The organism is Maritalea sp., assembly GCF_047634455.1.
GTDB lineage: Bacteria > Pseudomonadota > Alphaproteobacteria > Rhizobiales > Devosiaceae > Maritalea.
Genome location: NZ_JBLIAI010000003.1, coordinates 1 through 19,828, shown reverse-complemented (window position 1 = coordinate 19,828; position 19,828 = coordinate 1). Strand labels below are relative to the sequence as shown.

The window sequence follows — 19,828 nt, the reverse complement described above, 5'->3', positions numbered from 1 at the left end:
CTAAAATGGCCCCGCAGCGAGGGGCCATTTTTTGTTTGCATGCCCAGACATTCTCACCTAGCGTTGAGCGCTCAATTGCCCTTCCATAGAGTTGTTCCCATGGTCAAGCCACAACACCGTATCTACGCGATCTTTTTCTTGTTTTCCTTTGGGCTTGGTTCTTTGTTGTCGCGCCTTGCCGATATTCAAACGCAATTGGATATTCAAGAAGGACAGCTGGGCCTCACCCTCATGTTCAGCTCGTTTGGCATGCTGATATTCTTGACGCTCGGGGCGCCGCTGGTGGAGCGTATGGGCATAAAACGCACCTTCATTCTGGGCAATATCGCCATGGCTGCGCTTTATATTGTTGTGGCTGGTTCGCTAGATTATTGGCTGGTGATCAGCACCATCTTTTTGGGTGGAATGGCGGTTGGTGCGATGGAAATTTCAATAAATGTTGAAGCGGACCGGCTTGAAGCGCAAATTGGCCGCCGTATCATGAACCGGTGCCACGGCTTTTGGAGCTTTGGTTTTTTTGCCGCGGCCCTGATAGGTGGCCTGATGCGCCAATTTGATGTCACCCCGTTCATACATATGCTCATCATTTTCCCTGTCGTGGCTTTTGGAACGATTGCGACGGTTTTCGGTCAACGCATGGCAACAGAAAAGGCGGGGGCCAACACAGAAAAGCAAGCAACTTTTACCCGACCGACGCCCTTCATTTTGGCACTTTGTGCGGTATCGTTTGGCGCTTTGATTGCCGAGGGCGCTGGAATTGACTGGTCGACGATTTATATGCGCGATAGCTTTGAAATTGGCGAATTTGCCCAAAGTGCCAGCTTGATCGCCTTCACGCTGGTGATGGCCCTAACTCGCTTTTTCGCCGATCCGGTGGTTGAAAAGCTCGGCACAGCAAACATGGCCCGCCTTTCTCTTGGCATTACCATTATAGGGGTCACATTGGTTGGGGTTGCGCCAAATTTTTGGTTGGCCATTTTGGGTTTTATGTTGTTGGGCATGGGCTCAAGCATTATTTATCCGCTGGCAGTTTCAGCTGCGGCGAGGCGGCAAGATCGACCCGCGTCGACCAACGTCGCCTCGTTGGCCCAGACTGCATTTTTGGTGTTCTTTTTTGGACCGGCCGCGCTTGGGTTCATCGCTGAAAGCTTTGGCATTCGCATGGCCCTTATGGCACCGTTACCCCTCTTAGTGCTTGGGCTGGTCTTTGCCGGTATTTTGGATGAAGGCCGCTTCCCTGTGGCCAGGAAATCCGTTAAAATTGAGACATGAGCTCGCATCTGGACAATTTACCGCCCATCATTGACGGACGGCAATCGGAAACCGCATTGCGGGTGCAACGGGGCACCATGCGCTTGTTGCGTGAACGGTTTGATTTTTGCTGTTATGCGGAAGTGTCGTTGGCGAACGGACGCCGGGCCGATCTTTTGGGCGTCGGGCCGAAAGGCGATCTCTGGATTATTGAAATAAAATCGAGCCTGCAGGACTATCAAGTCGATAACAAATGGCCCGAATATCATCAGTTTTGTGACCGGTTTTTCTTTGCCAAGCCGCCAGAACTTGATGGTGCAATATTCCCGTCCGACCAGGGCTTAATCGTAGCCGACGGCCATGGCGCAGAGATTTTGCGCAACGCTGACGAAGAAAAATTGCCCGCCGCCCGCCGCAAAGCCATGATGCTGCGGGTCGCCCGCATGGGCGCTGATCGGATTCACCAATTGATGGACCCGGGCCCCAGTGCTGTTTAGGTCTGAACTCAATTGAGTTCAGAACCTAGTACCGTTGCGGGGCATAGTTGCGCCAAAATCTCCACCGATGCGCGGTGATGTCGGGATCGGCGATATTGTTGATCGCGCGCGAAGTTTTAAGGCTAAGATCGGCCAAGTTTGAAACGTGTCGATCAAGCACCAACGCCACCGTTTTCTGTCTCGTTGGACTTTTTGAGGATGATGACATGGTACGGAAATGGGGATTGAAGTTGATCTCGTAGATCTGCGGGCGCCCATCCACCAATCCAAAGTCGGCGCGGCCATATTCAATATTTGCGACCTTGAAGACATTGCCGATCACATCAGAAAAGCTGTTTTGCTCAACCGTTGGCCACTCTTGGGCATAGACGTTTTCATCCACAATGTCGATTTCGCCATTTTTGACCATCCAATTTTTCTCAAAAATCGACCAACTGAGAACTGTTTTTCCCGCCAAATAGTAAGATGAATATTTGCGAAAAATACCGGCTTGTATCGGCTCGGCGCAATATTCGATGATCACCAGGTCATCTAATGGCTCGCCATGGGCGGCGAGTGTTTGCAGTGCATCATCCAGCTCAGTTTGGGTTTGAAGCAGCTCGGTCAGTGGTTGGGTGCTCAGCGAATTGCGGCGAACAAACACGGGGAAATTAGTAGGTTTTGGATTGTTTGAGCCAAGATAGGCATTGAAACGATTGATGCCAGCATCGTGCAAGCCACGCAAAAGCGCATATCGCCCCTTTGCATGGGCTGGGTCGTTCAGCGCCCGAAAGCCAGCGCCTGCGGCATTTATGTGACGATAAATTTTTCCGGCCAAACGCCGCTCGTTGAAATCGAGCCGATCAATGCCTGTGAAAATGTAAGTGGCGGCAGGCAATCGAAAGGTTCGGTAAAGCCAGGTGTAGGTTCGATATTTATAGGGTGGGGCCTTTGGGTGTTCCCCCAATCGCTTGACGTTGCTGCGCTGCCTGTTTGGGCCGATAAATATAATCATGACATCCCCTTTATATCACCAAAAAGGAATATGTCGGATTGTGCACTTTGTCTATCAACCAAGCGATTTAGTGATTGGGGCCTATAACCGATGAAGATGCGTGCGGCGTAAAGTTCATTCAACACCGCAGCGGGCAAGGGGGTGGCTAACCTATCATCGCGGCGCGCGCTTGGCCAATATACGTTGCAATGTGCGGCGGTGCATATTGAGACGACGTGCGGTTTCTGAAACATTGCGGTCGCACAATTCATAGACCCGTTGAATATGTTCCCACCGTACACGGTCAGCAGACATTGGGTTTTCTGGCGGCTCTGCTTTTATCTCGTCATCGGCGGCCATCAATGCTTTAAACACATCATCGGCGTCGGCGGGTTTGGCCAAATAGTCGACGGCCCCTAGTTTCACGGCGGTCACAGCAGTTGCAATATTGCCATAGCCTGTTAGCACCACAACACGCGCGTCTGGTCGCTTTTCGTTGAGGGCGGAAACCACTTGCAATCCGTTGCCGTCTGCAAGTCGCATATCTACAACGGCAAAGGCGGGCGGATCAAATTTTACCTGCGCTATCCCAGCGGCCACACTGTCAGCAACACGCACATCAAACCCGCGTTTCTGCATGGCGCGCTCAAGCCGGGTAAGAAACGGCTTATCGTCATCCACCAACAACAAGGACAAATCCTTGCCCATCAGTTCTTGAACATTCGTCATTGATTTACCTCGCAATCATTTAAGCCTATGCCACACATTGCCGCGCGACAATAGCTCATCTTAACTCCCCGGCGGGGACAATAAACGACTTTTCAATTTCAATCACCTGTCGCGGCCAGCCTATTTTGACGCAGGCGTGACCGTCGGGATCAATATTGGCGAAATCAACTTGCGCGCCAGATCTTTCAAGCAATGTTTTGGCGATAAACACCCCCAGCCCCAGGCCGCCAGGTTCTGTGGGATCATTGTCGACCAAATTGTCTTTTGGCCGGGTGGTGAGATAAGGCTCTCCGAGCCGGCCCAGCATTTCTGGTGCAAACCCTGGTCCATCGTCACAAACATCAATTGAAATACTTTCTTGGGACCAATCCAGGTCAATAGTGACTTGTTGATCCGCGAAATCCACGGCGTTTTCAACAAAATTGCCCAGGCCATATATAAGGCCCGCATTGCGCGCAATCTGGGGTTCAGGGCCTTCACCCTTTTTGTTGATCGCGATATCAACGCCAAAGAAACGGTGTGGTTCAATGACCTCGGCGACAAAGTCGGAAAGCGTCAATTCGCTGAACGGGTTTCCACCGGAATTCAAGTTGCGCAGTTTTTGCAAAATTGCCCGGCAGCGCGTCGCTTGCTCTGAGATCAGTTCCAAATCTTGCCGCACGGATTCTGGATCGCTCATATCCGAAAGCGCTTCTTTTCCGGCCAACGCGATTGTTGCCAATGGGGTGCCCAATTCATGGGCGGCGGCGGCGGCCAAACCATCAAGTGCTGTGATATGGGTTTCCCGCGCTAATACGAGTTCGGTTGCGCTTAACGCATCTGCCAGTTGTCGCGCCTCATGCGCCACCCGGTTTGTATATGCTGAGATGAAACTCACCCCACACACAATTCCAACCCAAATGCCAAAAGTATATAATTGGGGGAGATGCACTGGCAATTGTGGATCCCAGGGCAACGGGAAGTGGAAGAACCCCAATATTGTGGCGACCACCACCACAAGTGCACTCAGCCCAATCGTCCAACGAAATGGCAGTGTGGTGGCAGAAACTGAAATCGGCGCGAGCAACAGGATCGAAAATGGGTTCGACAGCCCCCCCGTCAGATAAAGCAGGCCGCCAAGCTGTATGCAATCATAAGCCAATAGCGCCGCCGTGTGCTGTGACCGAAGCCGATGATTTGCGGGGTATTTGATGAGCAGAATAATGTTGAGCCACACCGACAAGGCAATAAGGGTAAAACTTGGTGCAAGCGGCAATTGGTATTTGAGCACATAGGCGACAACCAATACCCCCACGGTCTGACCACAGACAGCCAACCAGCGCAAGCGCACCAGGGTTTCAAGTCTAAGGCGGCGGTGAGATCCGATTTTTGTTGCTTCAAACGCGTACATTTTGCTCTTCAACTGCCAATTTTGATCTTTTGATACCCAATTGCGGCCCAGATTCCTATGCGAAATACGGCTAAGTCCCCCCGATTGGTTCAACTTTTGCCCATTTCAAGAGGCAATTTACAATTTTTTGACGCTTGAAGCCGCGATTTTGCTCCCCAAATATTGTGTATCGTTGATGAAGGAAGAAAATTATGAGCACAGCAATTGTTAAACCCCATTGGTCTCCACTAAACATCGCCCTGATGGTTTTGGGCTTTGTCTTCTTCTGGCCGCTTGGCCTAGCCATGCTTGCGTACATTTTGTGGGGCGAGCATTACGGAGGCACAAGCGACAAGGCGGAAAAGTGGATGCACAAGCAAAAATGTAAAATGCGCAGCAAGCGTGGCCATTATGGCCGTCACAGCGCAACAGGCAACGCAGCTTTTGACGAATATCGGGAAGCCGAAATCCGTCGCCTTGAAGAAGAGCGTATACGCCTTGAACAAGAACGGTCTGACTTTGAAGACTTCTTGCGCAACTTGCACATGGCCCGCGACCGCGAAGAGTTTGATCGCTTCAAATCTGCACACAAGGCTAAAAGCTTTGACGATGCAGAAGACGTGGCCAAACCAAAAAAGAAAAAGAACGATTCTGACGAAGAATAGACCATTTGCATCGCCTCCCCGGGCGATGCTGACATTTCTCTCTCCCCCCGCCGGTTGACCCTGGTACCCCTGCGAAAGCGCTCGTTCATAAATTGAACGGGTGCTTTTTGGGTTTGTGCCGATTTGGCACTTGCCTTTCTTAGGCCGATGCGCAAAATCCATCCTATGTTGTTTTCCCGCAAATCCGATCCCATTCCTGACAGCACTGCCATACAGATTGATGGTGAACGCCAACAGATTATTGTGCGACAGAATAATCGCGCCCGCCGCTACAGAATAACATTGGACAGTCGGCAGGGGATAATTCTGACCATTCCAAAATCGGGAAATTGGCGTGATGCGGAGAAATTCTTACAAACACAACATAACTGGCTCGCAGCCCGCCAGCATCATGTGATGACCCCTGTGCTGATTGGGCTTGGCGCAACGATCCCCTTGCGCGGTGTCAATTCACTCATCCAAAGCACTGGCAAATTGCGCGGTGTGCCAAGGGTTGAACAAGCTGAGGATGCGCAGATTTTGCACGTTCCCGGGGCGCCTGAGCATGTTGGTCGACGCACCATTGATTGGCTGAAACGCGAAGCAAAGGCTGATTTGACCGAGAGAGTGGCCGTGCACACTGTTCGGCTTGGTGTGCGTCACAAAGCGATCAGCATGCGCGATCAATCCACGCGCTGGGGGTCTTGTTCGTCTGCTGGTCACCTCAATTTCAACTGGCGGCTCATTCTTGCGCCGCCTTTTGTGCTCGATTATGTCGCCGCGCACGAAGTGGCACATTTGATCGAAATGAACCACAGTCAAGCATTTTGGGATCAAGTGGTGCGCACTTTGCCCGACATGGCACGTGGCCGCACCTGGCTCAAAGCCCATGGCCGTACGCTGTTTGCTTATCAGTAGTTCACCTTAAACTTCACCACCATATTCGCCACGTGCTGGATAGTTGTTTTTGATCGCAAAATCCAATGCGCCAACCAGCTCTGAGAAATGGGGACGTACAAATGGCATGGTTTGAACGGACCCATAATAAAGGGTTTGCTCTGGTGTCACAAGGAACAGGCCTGGTTCAGAAAACAGCGCCGGTTCTTCCACACCAATTGACGTTTTTCCCCGAGACGTCGAAATGTACAATCCCCATTTCCGTGCTTCTTTGAGCGAAAAGTCATAGCCAAAACGCAGGTTTGTTGCGCCGATTTTGTCGGCCATTGCGCGTGCACGTTCTTCCCCATCAGAACTGATCGCTATGGTTTTAACCCCGCGTTCAGCAAAGTCAGCGACGCGCTTTTCAAGTTCGGTGAGGTATGTTGCGCAGATCGGGCAATGATATCCACGGTAAAAGCAGATCACGGTTCCTCGCTCTGACTTGTCTGATGCAAGATCGAAATCACCGTGATCGAGAGTTTTCAGCTTCAGGTTTGGTGTTTTTTGGCGCGGCATAAGCATTTGTCTGGTCCACTTCTGTTTGTAGGTTTTCACACATTATCGCAGTTATGGATAGAGTTTGCCGAATAAACCGACTATAACCCCGATATGAAAGAATTTGATCGCCTTACGACATTGATGGAACGGTTTAACTTGAAGGTGCAAATGGTCCCCCTTGCGCAGGCGCACTTGGTGGTAACAAAATCTGATCAAGGTGCGCCTCAACAGGTTTTACTCAATACAGGCGGTGTTGGTTTTGCAATCAATGACACTCAAATATTACTCTGTGCATCAATCGATTGGGGTGGCGATGCCAACCCGCTATTTTCGGCGTTGCCCCCGATTATCGACATTCGTTTTGAGGATGGTGATGACTTTGTTGCCTTGATCAATCTCATTCATCACGAACTTGAATTGCAGCGTTGCGGCTCAGATTCAGTTGTAAATCGATTGTGCGAAATCCTTGTTGTTAAAATTCTGCGTGCCAAAATTGAGCAAGGCGACGCCGAACCCGGTTTGCTTGCGGGGCTTTGTGACCCCCGGTTGAGCCGCGCGATTGTTGTGATGCATGATCAGCCATCCAAGGATTGGGATAACCAACAACTCGCCCACATCGCCGGTTTATCGCTTAGCCGATTTGCCGAATTGTTTTCGCAACAAGTCGGGGTTAGTCCCTCTGCCTATCTTCGGCGGTGGCGCATGGTGCTTGCCCGGCAAGACATTCGCGGCGGAGCACGAATTTCGGCGGTTGCCCGGCGCTATGGCTACCAAACCAGCGAAGGTTTTTCGCGCGCGTTTAACAAACAGTTCGGCACCAACCCGATGCAACAAAGATTTCAATCTCAAGTTTGACCTCTCTCTTAACCGGGCATTTTGCATCACCTTTGCATCTTGCTTGCCACGCCCAACGCTCCTAACTGGTTTTTCTGGCGCTTGCCCTTGACGTCGCGCCCCCATACGCCTATTTGTTAAAAACAGACCGAACGTTCGGTCCGCTGCTGATTGCTCTGTCCCTATTTGGGCAGATTAAAATTTGAATATCGGGTATCGGGTATCGGGTATCGGGTATCGGGTATCGGGTATCGGGTATCGGGTATCGGGTATCGGGTATCGGGTATCGGGTATCGGGTATCGGGTATCGGAATGTCGTTAAATCGCCTGTGCCTTTTTGGCAAGGGTAGCAAAAAAGGAGCTGAAACCTTGAAGATTGACGCATTGGACAAATTGGGTGCCAAACAAAGAATATTGTTTTCAGCCTTTCAACTGTTCTTACAGCATGGCGTTGATGGCACCAGCATTGACGAAATTGTGCGTGTAGCTGCTGTATCGCGCGGTGGGCTCTACCACCATTTCGGGTCCAAGGATGTTCTTTACGATGAAGTACTGGAACATTACTTTGTGCGGGGGTTTTCTGAGTTTGACCAATCTGTATTCTGCGACCTTTCGTTTGATAGCCAAAGGGCAACCCTGATCGATTTATTGGGTGCGATGTTTGAAGATGTCGCGCACCAATATGGTGTCGACAAAGCCCGCTATTTTGCGCTGTTCTTTGATAGTTTAAGCCGTTCCTCAAAATTCAAACGCACCATCCAAAACCATTACCAAGACCTTATCGAGGCGATGAACGCCAAAGCACCAAGCGCCACGCATGCGCAAAATTTCTTGCGGCAAATCGAGGGGGAGATTTATCTCGCCACCATTTTTGATCGCCCCCCTGATTTTACAACACTTGACCCCCGCGAGGATTAAATGCTCGATCTTTACGCAAATAAGAGCGCGGCCCTGCCGCAGAAATTGACCATAACCGGATTGGAAGTGCTGTTTATTGGCCTTTCCTATTTCATTCTGTTTGGCGGTGGGGACATTTTGTTGATGCAGACATTTGGTTGGCCTGGGCTCGGCGCAACACTTGAACGTCGTTCGGTGATTTTTCTGTTTAACATTATCATTCTGGCCCGGATGGGGGTGATGATGTTTGTGTTTATGAGACGCACAATCCCTTGGTCTGAAGCGTTCAGCGTACCGGTGGCGTTTGCACTTTATTATGTGGGATTTGCAGTTTTGGTGCTGGCGAACACCAATCCGCTTGGGTGGGTGGATTGGCTGGCGGTTGGTCTATTTGTTTTGGGTTGCTACTTGAATACGGGTTCTGAATTAGAACGCCACATATTCAAGTTGGATGTCAATAATAGGGGCAAGATTTATACGGGAGGGCTGTTCCAATGGTCGATGCACATCAATTTTTTTGGCGACGTGGTGTGGGTTCTAGCCTATGGGCTGATCGCAATGCATTGGGTTGGATTTTTGTTGCCTCTTATGCTGTTGGCGATGTTCATGTTCTTTAATGTGCCAAAGCTTGATGCCTATTTGGCTATGCGTTACGGCCAACCGTTCAAAGACTATGCGGCGACAACCAAGCGGTTGATTCCATTTGTTTGGTAACCCTAGCGCCCAAACAAGTTGGAGATCAAATCACCAATTGACCGGCGCTGCGGTTCACCTTGTGCTTGTTGGCTAATAGGAGCGGCTGGCGCTTGATCAAAACGGCCATCGCCGCCAGGTAGCTGAGCCACGCCCCAATCGCTATGCGCTTTTTTCATAAATTCTCGCCACACTTCAACCGGAAAAGAGCCGCCACCAACCCGTTTGGTTGGACTGCCATCGTCGTTGCCCAGCCAAACCCCGGCGATCAATCGCGCTGAATAACCGACAAATACCGCATCGCGATAATTTTGCGACGTGCCAGTTTTGCCCCCTAGTGGCCAATTGCCAAATGCGGCTTTGCGGCCGGTTCCCACTTCAATTGCTCGGGACAGCATGTCATTCATTTTGCCGACCGCGTCGGGTGTCACCACTTGGCCGGGACCTGACGGGATATGCGAGTAGAGCACACGACCATCTGGCGTTTCAATGCTTGAAATCACGTGTGCGATAATACCTTGGCCGCCATTGGAAAATGGCGCATAGGCGGCGGTCAATTCCAACAGCGAAATCTCTGATGTACCCAAAGCGATTGATGGCAGCGGTTTAATGTTGGATGAAATTCCCAATCTATAGGCCGTGTTGGCCACATTTTGCGGGCCCAGCTCAATTGTCAATTTGGCCGCCACAAGATTGGAGGACCGGGCCAGCGCGTCACGCAATTCCATACGGCCTTTGAAGTTTCCAGAGGCATTTTCTGGTGCCCATCCTTTGTAAGTGAACGGGCTATCGTCAACCATGGTGTTGGGTGTATAGCCATTTTCAAGTGCTGTGAGATAGACAAATGGCTTAAACGCTGAACCGGTTTGGCGTTTGGCGGTAATCGCCCGGTTATATTGGCTTTTGGTGTAATCGGTGCCACCAACAACCGCTTGTACCGCGCCGTCCGGCAGCATGGCCACCAGCGCCCCTTGGCTGAATTCGCGTTCCTCACCGTTTTCGCGAATAATCTCCTTAATCAAGAACTCGGCTTCTTTTTGCAGCTCCCAATCAATGGTGGTGCGCACGATCACATCTTCTTCAACCACCCCGAGATAGGAATCCATCAAGGCTTCGACCCAGTCGGCCACATAATATTCGGTGCCGGTTATGCGGGTGCGGATCCGCTTGTTCGGGTCAATCGCAGCGGCTTGCGCTTCTTTTGCTGAAATAAAGCCCTCTTCGGCCATGGCATTGAGTACAAGGCGGGCGCGCTCTGCGGCCCCTTCTGGATTGCTGTTTGGCGCGAGCCTTGATGGGGCCTTTAAAACGCCGGCCAAAATTGCGGCCTCCCCCAAAGAAAGGTTGCGCGCAGATTTACCAAAATAGCGCTGCGTCGCCGCTTCTATACCGTAAGTTCCTGCCCCGAAATAAACGCGGTTGAGATAGAGCTCTAACAGTTCGGTTTTTGAATAGTTTTGCTCCAGCCAAACAGCGAGCAATACTTCTTGAATTTTACGGCCATAGTTTTGATCTGGAGTTAGAAACAGATTTTTCGCCAATTGCTGGGTGATGGTTGAGCCGCCACCCGTGATGCGTCCGCTGACAACATTGTTGACAAAGGCACGCGCAATGCCAATGGGATCGATGCCGAAATGATCGTAAAAACGCCGGTCTTCAATGGCCAAAACGGCGTTCGGCACATAGTGGGGCAACTCATATATAGCGACAGCTTCGCCGCCCATTTTGCCGCGATTGGATATCAAACGGCCGTCTGCCGCGACGATGCGGATATTTGCCGGACGGTCAGGAACGGCCCATGTATCGGATGAGGGCAATTGCATGCCGTAATAGATTACGATACCCGAAACCGCAATTGTGGCCCAAACACCTAAGACGACACCCCAATAGAACAGCTTTTTGAATAGCCACCAAAACGTGAAATTTTGTGGCTTTTTTTGCGCACGACTTTTGCGGGCTGTCATTTTGGGTTTTGGGGGATTTGCACGCGCGGATTTGGCCGCCGGTTTTTTGGTGGTTTTTTTGCCGCCGCCGACACGATCTTTTTGGGTCAAACGCATGTCCGCGTTTTTGCTAGCAGGTCGCTTTGCCAAATTTGATGCTCACTAGAAAGGGTTTGCAAACTGTCACGTTCAGTTTTGCTCTTATATCCAACTTAAATGTGGCCGGTTTATGGGCCGTAAATTTTGCAACACGAATAAGGCACATAGCGTGTGCTAAGTACCTTTTGGCGTCGTTTTCGGGGCACGAGACAATAATCGAAGACTCAATGCGCAAAAAATGTGGGGCGAGCCTTCAAAAAAGTCTCGTGCCATTGATCGGTGGCCATGATCATTAATTGCCCCGGGGAGCTAACCCTTCTATCCCCTTTACATGCACTCCATCAAAGCTGTTCGAACTCTATGGTTCGCTTGATGATATTGGGAAACAGCACCCAATAAGCGGCTTACAGATGCCCTCGGCGTCAGGCTGGACAATCGACAATCATGTGCCGCCAAAATGCGACCATTTTGGCAGATCAAACTTTCACGACATTTCCTTTTACAAAAATGCTCCATTGCCCGTCAGCAACCGATGGAATGTGAAAGCGCAATGATGATAACGCGATCAGGATGGACGAGGATAAGTTTTTTTATTTTTCCCGCGTTTTGGCGTCAGAATGCCCGCTCACAAGCGCGGACAGACGAGACGCGCAAGCACGTGTGCGGGGATAAGTTCTTGCTCGGTGCCTATATTTGGCGTGACCCCGGCTCAAGGCCGGGGATGCCCCGTGGGGATCAACGGCATTTCCTTTTGGCTTCCCCGGACTCGATCCGGGGTCTCCTTATCATACCCCCCACCCTTAATCCCTCCCCACCAGGGGGAGGGAGATTAGGTTCGTCTGTTAGCATATTTTAGATGCCTACTATGGTCGGCATACGAGTTAGGCACTTGATCTCGGCTTCAATGCCGGGAATGTCCCTGAGGTGCGGCACAGCGTCGTCTCCCTCCCCCTGGTGGGGAGGGAAACTGAAGTTTGGCGTTGAGGACGCCGCTCGTAAGCAAGGACAGGCGTGGAGTGCAAGCATGGTGTGCGGGGATAAGTTCTTGCTCGGTGCCTGTATTTGGCGTGACCCCGGCTCAAGGCCGGGGATGCCCCGTGGGGATCAACGGCATTTCCTTTTGGCTTCCCCGGACTCGATCCGGGACCAACTCTTAACAGCCCCCCCCACCCTTAATCCCTCCCCACCAGGGGGAGGGAAACAAAGGCATTGCCAAGGTAACGTCCCCCCACCGCTGTGCTCTGACGATAGGTGACCCCGGCTCAGCCAGCGTGGCGCGAACGCCACTTAGTTGGCCGGGGATGCTGGGGTCGGCACCATTTAAGAATGTAACGGATAGTGAGGTTCCAAGGATGTAAGGGTGAGGGGTGAAGTTTCAGAACAATCTCTGATTGTTCACGAACTTAATCCGGGACCAAAACAAAGGCACGATCACCCAGCGGCACAAAAGGAATGTCTCCCTCCCCCTGGTGGGGAGGGATTAAGGGTGGGGGCGACGTTACAAACGTCCTTTCCTTCTACCTCATTTTGAGTTTGTGAAACGACGGAGCCGCAACGCACTACATTCATGGTTCGACAGGCTCACCAGGAGGGGCAAGGGACGCGGCTCAGGTCCGAGACTGGCTATAGAGAATATCTGCAGTTCCTATTGGCCACCCCGGACTTGATCTCGGCTTCAATGCCGGGAATGTCCCTGAGGTGCGGCACAGCGTCGTCTCCCTCCCCCCGGTGGGGAGGGATTAAGGGTGGGGGCGACGTTACAAACGTCCTTTCCTTCTACCTCATTTTGAGTTTGTGAAACGACGGAGCCGCAACGCACTACATTCATGGTTCGACAGGCTCACCAGGAGGAGCAAGGGGCGCGGCTCAGGTCCGAGACTGGCTATAGAGAATATTTGCAGTTCCTATTGGCCACCCCGGATTTGATCTCGGCTTCAATGCCGGGAATGTCCCTGAGGTGCGGCACAACGTCGTCTCCCTCCCCCTGGTGGGGAAGGAAACCAAAGGGGTTCTGCTTAATGTGCCACAAAAAAGCCCGGACAAACTGCCCGGGCTTCTATAACGTTATTCAAACCACAGTCTAAGCGTCGATATTGGTGGCGCTGAGGGCGTTTTCTTGGATGAAATCGCGGCGCGGTTCAACCAGATCACCCATTAATTTGGTGAAAGTCTCATCCGCTATGTCGCTTTCCTTCACGTGCACTTGCAACAGTGAGCGCACATTTGGGTCCAGCGTTGTTTCCCACAATTGCTCTGGATTCATTTCGCCCAAGCCCTTATAGCGCTGCATTGAAATGCCTTTGCGGCCAAAGCTGGTGATCGCTTCATACAGGGTGAAGGGGCCGTAAATTTCTTCGGCGTTGCCTTTGCGCTCAAACTTGGCAACACCAACAAATATGTCTGAAATTTCTGCGGCCAAACGCTCCAAATTACGCGCATCGAGCGAATTAATCAGCGCCATATCCACATTGTGGCGTTCTTCAACCCCACGTACGGTGCGTGCAAAGCTATATCCTGTTGCCTCTTCAAAACGACCAGCCCAACCTTGTTCGGTTTCCGCTGAAATGGCGTTAAGGCGTTCAGCAACAGATTGTGCCATGGCGTTCGCTTGTACGTCGTCGGCCAAAACCGTTTGGCTAAGCGCGCCCGAAATCGTACATTGTTCCACGATTTGGCGATTGTAGCGGGCATTGAGAGCATTGATGATGTGCACGATATCGCGGGCTTTGGCAGCCACGTCGGCAAGATCGTTGCTGCCGCGCGCAGCCCCGGCTGCGGTGGTCAGCGTTGAATCTTCAAGCCCAACATTCATCAAATATTCTTCAAGGGCGCGTTCATCTTTTAAATATTGCTCGGATTGGCCGCGCTTGACTTTGTAAAGCGGGGGCTGAGCAATATAAATGTGGCCGCGTTCGACCAGTTCTGGCATTTGCCGATAAAAGAACGTGAGCAACAAAGTTCTAATGTGCGCGCCATCGACGTCCGCATCAGTCATGATGATGATTTTATGGTAGCGTAATTTCTCAATGTTGAACTCTTCGCGACCAATTGAGGTACCAAGCGCCATCACGAGGTTACCAATTTCTTGGCTACCCAACATTTTGTCAAAGCGGGCGCGCTCCACGTTCAAAATCTTACCGCGCAGCGGCAACACAGCCTGTGTGCCACGATCTCGACCTTGCGAAGCTGATCCGCCCGCACTGTCCCCTTCCACCAGGAAGAGTTCTGAAAGGGCGGGGTCTTTTTCCGAGCAATCTTTGAGTTTGCCCGCCAAATAGGACACATCAAGCGAAGATTTGCGGCGGGTGAGTTCGCGGGCTTTGCGCGCAGCTTCACGCGCGGCGGCGGCTTCCACAACTTTTGCGACGATTTGCTTGGCTTCGGCGGGGTGTTCTTCAAACCATTGGTTCAAGCGATCATTGACCACGGATTCGACAACCGGGCGCACTTCTGAAGAAACAAGCTTGTCTTTGGTTTGTGAAGAGAATTTGGGGTCAGGCACTTTCACCGACAAAACGCAGGTCAAACCTTCCCGCGTGTCGTCGCCAGTTGGCGAGACTTTTTCTCTTTTCAACGTGCCGCTTTTGTCGGCATAGCCGATCAATTGCCGGGTCAACCCACCGCGCAAGCCCGCAAGGTGGGTACCGCCATCGCGTTGGGGAATATTGTTGGTAAAGCACAGGACTTTTTCGTGGTAACTATCGTTCCACCACAGCGCGAGTTCGACAACAATGTCGTCTTTTTCAGCTGTGATATAAATTGGGGCCGCGATCAGCGAGGTTTTGGCTTTATCGAGATAGCGCACAAATTCTTCCAGGCCGCCGTCATAGTGCAGATCGACCGTCACCTCTTCTGGATGGCGTTTATCGGATAGGATGATCCGAACGCCCGAATTCAAGAATGCAAGCTCACGCAAGCGATGCTCGAGCGTTGCATAATCAAACTCGATCATGGTGAATGTTTCGGTCGAGGGCATAAAGGTCACTTTGGTGCCTTTTTCAGCCCCACAGTCGCCGACCTTTGCCAAAGAGGCATCCGGTACGCCGTGTGTGAAAGTCATTCGGTGAATTTCGCCGTCGCGCTTGATCTCAAGTTCAAGCCGAGATGACAGCGCATTCACAACGGAAACGCCCACACCGTGCAAACCACCGGATACTTTGTAGGAATTAGAATCAAATTTGCCGCCCGCATGGAGCTGCGTCATGATCAATTCGGCAGCAGATACACCTTCTTCGACGTGGATGCCCGTCGGGATGCCACGGCCATTGTCGGTGACCGTAACAGAACCGTCCGCATTGATGGTGACGGTGACATAATCGGCGTGACCCGCTAGCGCCTCATCAATTGCGTTATCGACAACTTCGTAAACCATATGGTGCAAGCCGGAACCATCGTCCGTGTCGCCAATATACATGCCGGGGCGCTTGCGCACCGCATCAAGACCTTTGAGAACCTTGATGCTGTCCGCACCATAATCGCCATTTTCAGGGGCAGTTTTTTCGTCGCTCATTTGGACCGAATCATTTCCAGTTAAAGTAGGTTCATTTCTAAACTTTTTTTGCGCCAAACCAAAGGGCTCAAGCCCGATTTCAACCATTGGAAGGGGATTAGGTGCAAATGCAGATGCGATTATGGTTTCAAGGGCGTCAAACAGGCATCTTCAACGTTGAAAAACTGTGCATCACCCGCCAAAGCTTCAAAAAACATCTGGTCTGTGCCGGTCATCCAACATTGGGTGCCCAGCGCATTAAGCAGCGAAAACAAGCTTGCCCGTCGGTCTGCGTCTAAATGAGCCGCAATTTCGTCGAGCAATAGTAAAGGCGACAGCCCGGTCATTTTTTTAACCAGCTGCGCATGCGCCATGACCAAGCCGACAAGCAGCGCTTTTTGCTCGCCAGTGGAGCACATATTGGCGGGCATCTGTTTGTCTATATTGGTGACCAAAATATCGGTGCGATGTGGACCAAGAGTGGTGCGACCCGCCGCGCGATCCAACTGGCGACGCTGTTGCCAAATTCTAATGTACGCTTCTTCTAATTCTGTGGAGGTTTGAAAATCACCGATTTCCGCCTGACCATCAAGTTCAAGATAGGCCGAGGGAAACCCTAAAGCCCCTTCAATCCGCAACAGTTCATTCAGATGCACGATTGTATCTAGCCGCGCGAAATGCATGGCCGAAGCATGGGCCGCCATTTGCGCTTCAATCGCTGACGCCCATGTGGGATCGCCCGATTCATCAAGCAATTTGTTGCGCTGTCGCATAGCTTTTTCAAATTGGGCGACCTGCGCCCCATGGCCTGGAATAAGCGCCAGCACCAGCCGATCAAAGAACCGTCGACGGTCTGCTGCGGGTCCTGCAAAAAGACCATCTTGGGCGGGCGTGAGCCACAGGATGCGCAAATATTCGCCCAACTGTTCCACCGATTTTGCAGGCGCGCCATTAATCCTAACACGACGCCCCGTGCTGCTGCCCGGATCAAGCCCCGTTCCTAAATCGACGCTGCCATATTGGGTTTCAATGCCGGTGGCAACCGCCCAGCCGCCGGTACCATTGTGCAAGGCCAATATTTCAAAATTTACGCGCCGTAGTCCACGCCCAGCAGAGAGCAAAGAAATGGCTTCAAGCAGGTTGGTTTTGCCCGCACCATTTGGCCCAGTGAGCACAATGTGGCGATCATCCAGGTCCAGCGCGGCGCTGACATAATTGCGGAAGTTTGAAAGCCGCAACCGCGAAATATAGTGGCTTGGGGCCTGGCGTGGTGCCGCCATGTAAGAATTACCCCCTAAACGTGATTTCGTGACCTAAACGCGCATCGGCATCAAAACATAAAGCGCATCATCGTCATTGTCAGATTGTACAATGGTTGGCGACCCTGCATCAGAGAGCATGAAAATCGCGGTTTCCGATTTTACCTGATCGATAATGTCGAGCAAATATCGGGCATTGAAGCCGATTTCAAAGCCCTCATCCTCAAAATCAATCGGCAATTCTTCGCGCGCTGTGCCATGATCGGGGTTGGTGACGCTCATTTCGAGCAACCCGTTGCCGATGGCCAGTTTGACGGCTTTGCCGCCCCGATCTGAAGCAATCGTGGATACACGATCTACCGCTTGCTTGAAGCTTGCCGTATCAACGGTAAGTTTCTTGTCGTTATTTTGCGGGATCACGCGTTCATAATCCGGGAAGGTGCCCTCGATCAATTTTGACAGAAGGACAACACCGTTTACTTCGATGCGAATTTTTGTATCAGACAATTCAATCGCCACATCGTCATCGTCGCCGGACAGTAATTTTTGCACTTCAGCAACGGTTTTGCGCGGCACGATGATTGAGGGCATGCCTTGGGACCCTTCAGGGGCATTCACTTGCGCGCGCGCCAAACGGTGACCGTCTGTCGCGACAGCACGCATAATCACGTTTTCACCATCATCCATCGTGTGGAAAAAAATGCCGTTCAAATAATACCGAGTTTCTTCGCTTGAAATGGCAAATTGTGTGCAATCAATCAACTGGCGCAGCGCGCCGGCCTTGATAATGAACTTGTGCGCAAAATCGCCAGATTTGAGATCCGGGAACCCGTCGGCAGCAAGGCAGGTAAGGTTGAATTTTGAGCGGCCTGAGGTGATGGACATCTGTTCGCCAGCGCCATCCACTTCCAAATTCACTTCTGCGCCATCCGATAATTTGCGCACGATTTCATAAAGAGTATGTGCGGGCACTGTTGTTGTGCCCGGTGTGCTGACCATCGCGGGCACGCTTTCGGTCACTTCAATATCCAGGTCGGTTGCCCGCAATTGAAGACCACCCTGATTTGCGTTCAGCAAGACGTTTGACAGAATGGGGTAGGTTGTGCGCCGCTCTACAACACGATGCACATGGCCGAGCGACTTCAACAGGTGATTTCTCTCAAGCGTAACTTTCATTGATGTCTACTCCCGATATCTTTTTCGCCGTTTTTGCACGGTTTTTAGCGTCTTAGCCCCCAGTGGGGACAAGGAAAATGACCTTTTGCCCGCAAAAAGGCAAGGAAAAAGGGCATGATATTCCCATTAATGAAGTCGCCATTTCAATATCGCATCTGCTGCGAACTTGCAATTTCGAAAAACCATACCATATTGATATCATAATGATATCGAGTTGGAGAATATTATGAAAGAAAAACTAGCTTGGTCCATATCGGGCTATCCGATGGTTGGTGTTATATTGATCTGGGCGATTGGCATGCTGTATTTACTGACGTCCGCCATTATTGCAGACGGTGGTCCGGCGCTTATTGTACCGCCGCTGATTGTTGGACCAATTATCGCGGCTTTGCTGATCGCTGGGTTTGTGATGGTGCAACCCAAGCAGTCGCGCGTGTTGGTGTTGTTTGGCGCCTATAATGGCACCCTCAAACAAGAAGGCCTTCGCTGGGTCAACCCATTTAACAGTCCCCGCATTCCAATCTCCCTGCGCCTACGCAACTTCGAGAGTGGCAAGAACAAGGTCAATGACGCGAACGGCAATCCGATTGAAATCGCCGCGATTGTGGTGTGGAAAGTGATCGATACAGCCGAAGCCACATTTGAGGTCGACAATTACCAAGATTTTGTGGCGGTACAATCTGAGGCTGCGGTGCGCACATTGGCCAGCCGCTACGCTTATGACATGAAGGACAGCAAAAACAGTGACGCGGTGTCTTTGCGGGCCAACCCGGCTGAAATATCTGAAATGCTAAAACAAGAAATTCAAGACCGGCTGCAAACAGCGGGCGTTGAAGTCGTGGAAGCCCGGATCAGCCACTTGGCTTATGCCCAAGAAATAGCAGCGGCGATGTTGCAACGCCAACAAGCGAGCGCCATTGTGGATGCACGCGAGATCATTGTTGAAGGGGCTGTGGGCATGGTTGAACTGGCTTTGGCGCAACTCAGTGAGCGGAAAATTGTTGAACTTGACGATGAGCGCAAGGCTGCAATGGTGGGCAATCTGCTGGTTGTGCTTTGTGGCCAACAAGACACCCAACCCGTGGTCAATGCCGGCAGCCTATATTAGAGGACAATTATGCCTTCCAAAAAAGCGTTCGCCTTACGGATATCACCGCAAGTCATGGATGCAATGCAGCGATGGGCTGATGACGATCTGCGCAGCTTAAATGCGCAGATCGAATATGTCTTGCGCGATTCGTTAGTGAAATCTGGTCGCGTAAAACTTGTGCAACGGGCCATCACTGAGGTTGTTGATGCAACGAACGACTAAAAAAAGCCCCTTTGTCCTTTAGACAATGGGGCTTTTGTGTAGACACGCATCCTCATGGAGAATCGCGAGTTTTTGGGTCTAGTCCTCGATCATCCGTTTCAACAAGGACACTTCTTGCGCGAACCCATTGTCTTCGGACATCAATTGCTCAACCTTGCGCACCGCATGCAAAACCGTTGTGTGATCGCGATTACCAAAGCGGCGGCCAATTTCTGGCAGGGACCGC

General features: G+C 51.5%; 18 protein-coding genes. 9 read left to right on the top strand and 9 right to left on the bottom strand.

The window, feature by feature from the left end; translation table 11 throughout:
* Nucleotides 1-99 precede the first annotated feature (99 nt).
* Both ACJAZW_RS01720 and ACJAZW_RS01715 read left to right on the top strand, forming a co-directional pair.
* Nucleotides 100-1,272: an MFS transporter gene (locus tag ACJAZW_RS01720; protein WP_415155130.1), complete on the top strand. Its 1,173-nt coding sequence runs from the start codon at nt 100-102 to the stop codon at nt 1,270-1,272.
* Nucleotides 1,269-1,748, top strand: a complete 480-nt coding sequence (locus ACJAZW_RS01715; protein ID WP_415155129.1) for an MmcB family DNA repair protein — start codon at nt 1,269-1,271, stop codon at nt 1,746-1,748. The genes ACJAZW_RS01720 and ACJAZW_RS01715 overlap by 4 nt, the downstream gene beginning before the upstream one ends.
* Nucleotides 1,749-1,773: 25 nt before the next feature.
* Here ACJAZW_RS01715 and ACJAZW_RS01710 read toward each other — a convergent pair whose 3' ends face one another.
* The 3 genes from ACJAZW_RS01710 to ACJAZW_RS01700 form a co-directional block, all read right to left on the bottom strand.
* Nucleotides 1,774-2,742: a hypothetical protein gene (locus ACJAZW_RS01710; protein ID WP_415155128.1), complete on the bottom strand. Its 969-nt coding sequence runs from the start codon at nt 2,740-2,742 to the stop codon at nt 1,774-1,776.
* 153 nt (nt 2,743-2,895) lie between these two features.
* Complete coding sequence (locus ACJAZW_RS01705) at nt 2,896-3,450, bottom strand: ActR/PrrA/RegA family redox response regulator transcription factor (protein ID WP_415155127.1); 555 nt, start codon at nt 3,448-3,450, stop codon at nt 2,896-2,898.
* Nucleotides 3,451-3,505: 55 nt separating this feature from the next.
* Nucleotides 3,506-4,840 carry an ActS/PrrB/RegB family redox-sensitive histidine kinase gene (locus ACJAZW_RS01700; RefSeq protein WP_415155126.1) on the bottom strand — a complete coding sequence of 445 codons (1,335 nt, stop codon included), beginning with the start codon at nt 4,838-4,840 and terminating at the stop codon, nt 3,506-3,508.
* Between the two features lie 191 nt (nt 4,841-5,031).
* Here ACJAZW_RS01700 and ACJAZW_RS01695 point away from each other — a divergent pair, with 191 nt between their 5' ends.
* Nucleotides 5,032-5,484, top strand: coding sequence for a DUF2852 domain-containing protein (locus tag ACJAZW_RS01695; RefSeq protein WP_415155125.1), 453 nt, complete (start codon nt 5,032-5,034; stop codon nt 5,482-5,484).
* A gap of 165 nt (nt 5,485-5,649) precedes the next feature.
* Nucleotides 5,650-6,381 (top strand): M48 family metallopeptidase, encoded by a 732-nt coding sequence (locus ACJAZW_RS01690; protein WP_415155124.1) that lies wholly within the window; start codon nt 5,650-5,652, stop codon nt 6,379-6,381.
* 6 nt (nt 6,382-6,387) lie between these two features.
* Here ACJAZW_RS01690 and ACJAZW_RS01685 read toward each other — a convergent pair whose 3' ends face one another.
* The gene (locus ACJAZW_RS01685) at nt 6,388-6,924 is read right to left on the bottom strand and encodes a peroxiredoxin-like family protein (protein ID WP_415155123.1); all 537 of its coding nucleotides are present in this window, start codon (nt 6,922-6,924) and stop codon (nt 6,388-6,390) included.
* 87 nt (nt 6,925-7,011) lie between these two features.
* Between ACJAZW_RS01685 and ACJAZW_RS01680 the strand changes: the two genes are divergently transcribed.
* The 3 genes from ACJAZW_RS01680 (at nt 7,012) to ACJAZW_RS01670 (ending at nt 9,345) form a co-directional block, all read left to right on the top strand.
* Nucleotides 7,012-7,755 carry an AraC family transcriptional regulator gene (locus ACJAZW_RS01680; protein WP_415155122.1) on the top strand — a complete coding sequence of 248 codons (744 nt, stop codon included), beginning with the start codon at nt 7,012-7,014 and terminating at the stop codon, nt 7,753-7,755.
* Between the two features lie 348 nt (nt 7,756-8,103).
* The gene (locus ACJAZW_RS01675; protein WP_415155121.1) at nt 8,104-8,652 is read left to right on the top strand and encodes a TetR/AcrR family transcriptional regulator; all 549 of its coding nucleotides are present in this window, start codon (nt 8,104-8,106) and stop codon (nt 8,650-8,652) included.
* Nucleotides 8,653-9,345 (top strand): DUF1295 domain-containing protein, encoded by a 693-nt coding sequence (locus ACJAZW_RS01670; protein ID WP_415155120.1) that lies wholly within the window; start codon nt 8,653-8,655, stop codon nt 9,343-9,345.
* A 2-nt stretch (nt 9,346-9,347) separates the two neighbouring features.
* Here ACJAZW_RS01670 and ACJAZW_RS01665 read toward each other — a convergent pair whose 3' ends face one another.
* The 4 genes from ACJAZW_RS01665 to dnaN form a co-directional block, all read right to left on the bottom strand.
* Entirely contained in the window at nt 9,348-11,417 is a 2,070-nt protein-coding gene (locus ACJAZW_RS01665) for a transglycosylase domain-containing protein (RefSeq protein WP_415155119.1), read from the bottom strand.
* Between the two features lie 2,029 nt (nt 11,418-13,446).
* On the bottom strand, nt 13,447-15,876 hold the full coding sequence (gene gyrB, locus ACJAZW_RS01660; protein ID WP_415155118.1) for a DNA topoisomerase (ATP-hydrolyzing) subunit B: 2,430 nt from the start codon (nt 15,874-15,876) through the stop codon (nt 13,447-13,449).
* A gap of 119 nt (nt 15,877-15,995) precedes the next feature.
* Entirely contained in the window at nt 15,996-17,135 is a 1,140-nt protein-coding gene (recF, locus tag ACJAZW_RS01655) for a DNA replication/repair protein RecF (RefSeq protein WP_415155117.1), read from the bottom strand.
* A 33-nt stretch (nt 17,136-17,168) separates the two neighbouring features.
* Nucleotides 17,169-18,290 carry a DNA polymerase III subunit beta gene (gene dnaN / locus ACJAZW_RS01650; RefSeq protein ID WP_415155116.1) on the bottom strand — a complete coding sequence of 374 codons (1,122 nt, stop codon included), beginning with the start codon at nt 18,288-18,290 and terminating at the stop codon, nt 17,169-17,171.
* A gap of 226 nt (nt 18,291-18,516) precedes the next feature.
* Between dnaN and ACJAZW_RS01645 the strand changes: the two genes are divergently transcribed.
* Both ACJAZW_RS01645 and ACJAZW_RS01640 read left to right on the top strand, forming a co-directional pair.
* The gene (locus tag ACJAZW_RS01645) at nt 18,517-19,398 is read left to right on the top strand and encodes an SPFH domain-containing protein (RefSeq protein ID WP_415155115.1); all 882 of its coding nucleotides are present in this window, start codon (nt 18,517-18,519) and stop codon (nt 19,396-19,398) included.
* A 9-nt stretch (nt 19,399-19,407) separates the two neighbouring features.
* A complete protein-coding gene (locus ACJAZW_RS01640; protein WP_415155114.1) occupies nt 19,408-19,602 on the top strand; it encodes an Arc family DNA-binding protein in 195 nt (64 codons plus the stop codon).
* 78 nt (nt 19,603-19,680) lie between these two features.
* On the opposite strand, the gene ACJAZW_RS01635 is transcribed toward ACJAZW_RS01640, so the two are convergent.
* The coding region (locus ACJAZW_RS01635; RefSeq protein WP_415155234.1) for a helix-turn-helix domain-containing protein at nt 19,681-19,828 on the bottom strand (148 nt) is incomplete at its 5' end.

What these genes read in the sequence shown, in the direction of transcription:
- ACJAZW_RS01720 (WP_415155130.1), top strand. Translation starts at nt 100, where the DNA reads ATGGTCAAGCCACAACACCGTATCTACGCGATCTTTTTCTTGTTTTCC.
- ACJAZW_RS01715 (WP_415155129.1), top strand. Translation starts at nt 1,269, where the DNA reads ATGAGCTCGCATCTGGACAATTTACCGCCCATCATTGACGGACGGCAA.
- ACJAZW_RS01710 (WP_415155128.1), bottom strand. Translation starts at nt 2,742, where the DNA reads ATGATTATATTTATCGGCCCAAACAGGCAGCGCAGCAACGTCAAGCGA.
- ACJAZW_RS01705 (WP_415155127.1), bottom strand. Translation starts at nt 3,450, where the DNA reads ATGACGAATGTTCAAGAACTGATGGGCAAGGATTTGTCCTTGTTGTTG.
- ACJAZW_RS01700 (WP_415155126.1), bottom strand. Translation starts at nt 4,840, where the DNA reads ATGTACGCGTTTGAAGCAACAAAAATCGGATCTCACCGCCGCCTTAGA.
- ACJAZW_RS01695 (WP_415155125.1), top strand. Translation starts at nt 5,032, where the DNA reads ATGAGCACAGCAATTGTTAAACCCCATTGGTCTCCACTAAACATCGCC.
- ACJAZW_RS01690 (WP_415155124.1), top strand. Translation starts at nt 5,650, where the DNA reads ATGTTGTTTTCCCGCAAATCCGATCCCATTCCTGACAGCACTGCCATA.
- ACJAZW_RS01685 (WP_415155123.1), bottom strand. Translation starts at nt 6,924, where the DNA reads ATGCTTATGCCGCGCCAAAAAACACCAAACCTGAAGCTGAAAACTCTC.
- ACJAZW_RS01680 (WP_415155122.1), top strand. Translation starts at nt 7,012, where the DNA reads ATGAAAGAATTTGATCGCCTTACGACATTGATGGAACGGTTTAACTTG.
- ACJAZW_RS01670 (WP_415155120.1), top strand. Translation starts at nt 8,653, where the DNA reads ATGCTCGATCTTTACGCAAATAAGAGCGCGGCCCTGCCGCAGAAATTG.
- gyrB (WP_415155118.1), bottom strand. Translation starts at nt 15,876, where the DNA reads ATGAGCGACGAAAAAACTGCCCCTGAAAATGGCGATTATGGTGCGGAC.
- recF (WP_415155117.1), bottom strand. Translation starts at nt 17,135, where the DNA reads ATGGCGGCACCACGCCAGGCCCCAAGCCACTATATTTCGCGGTTGCGG.
- dnaN (WP_415155116.1), bottom strand. Translation starts at nt 18,290, where the DNA reads ATGAAAGTTACGCTTGAGAGAAATCACCTGTTGAAGTCGCTCGGCCAT.
- ACJAZW_RS01645 (WP_415155115.1), top strand. Translation starts at nt 18,517, where the DNA reads ATGAAAGAAAAACTAGCTTGGTCCATATCGGGCTATCCGATGGTTGGT.
- ACJAZW_RS01640 (WP_415155114.1), top strand. Translation starts at nt 19,408, where the DNA reads ATGCCTTCCAAAAAAGCGTTCGCCTTACGGATATCACCGCAAGTCATG.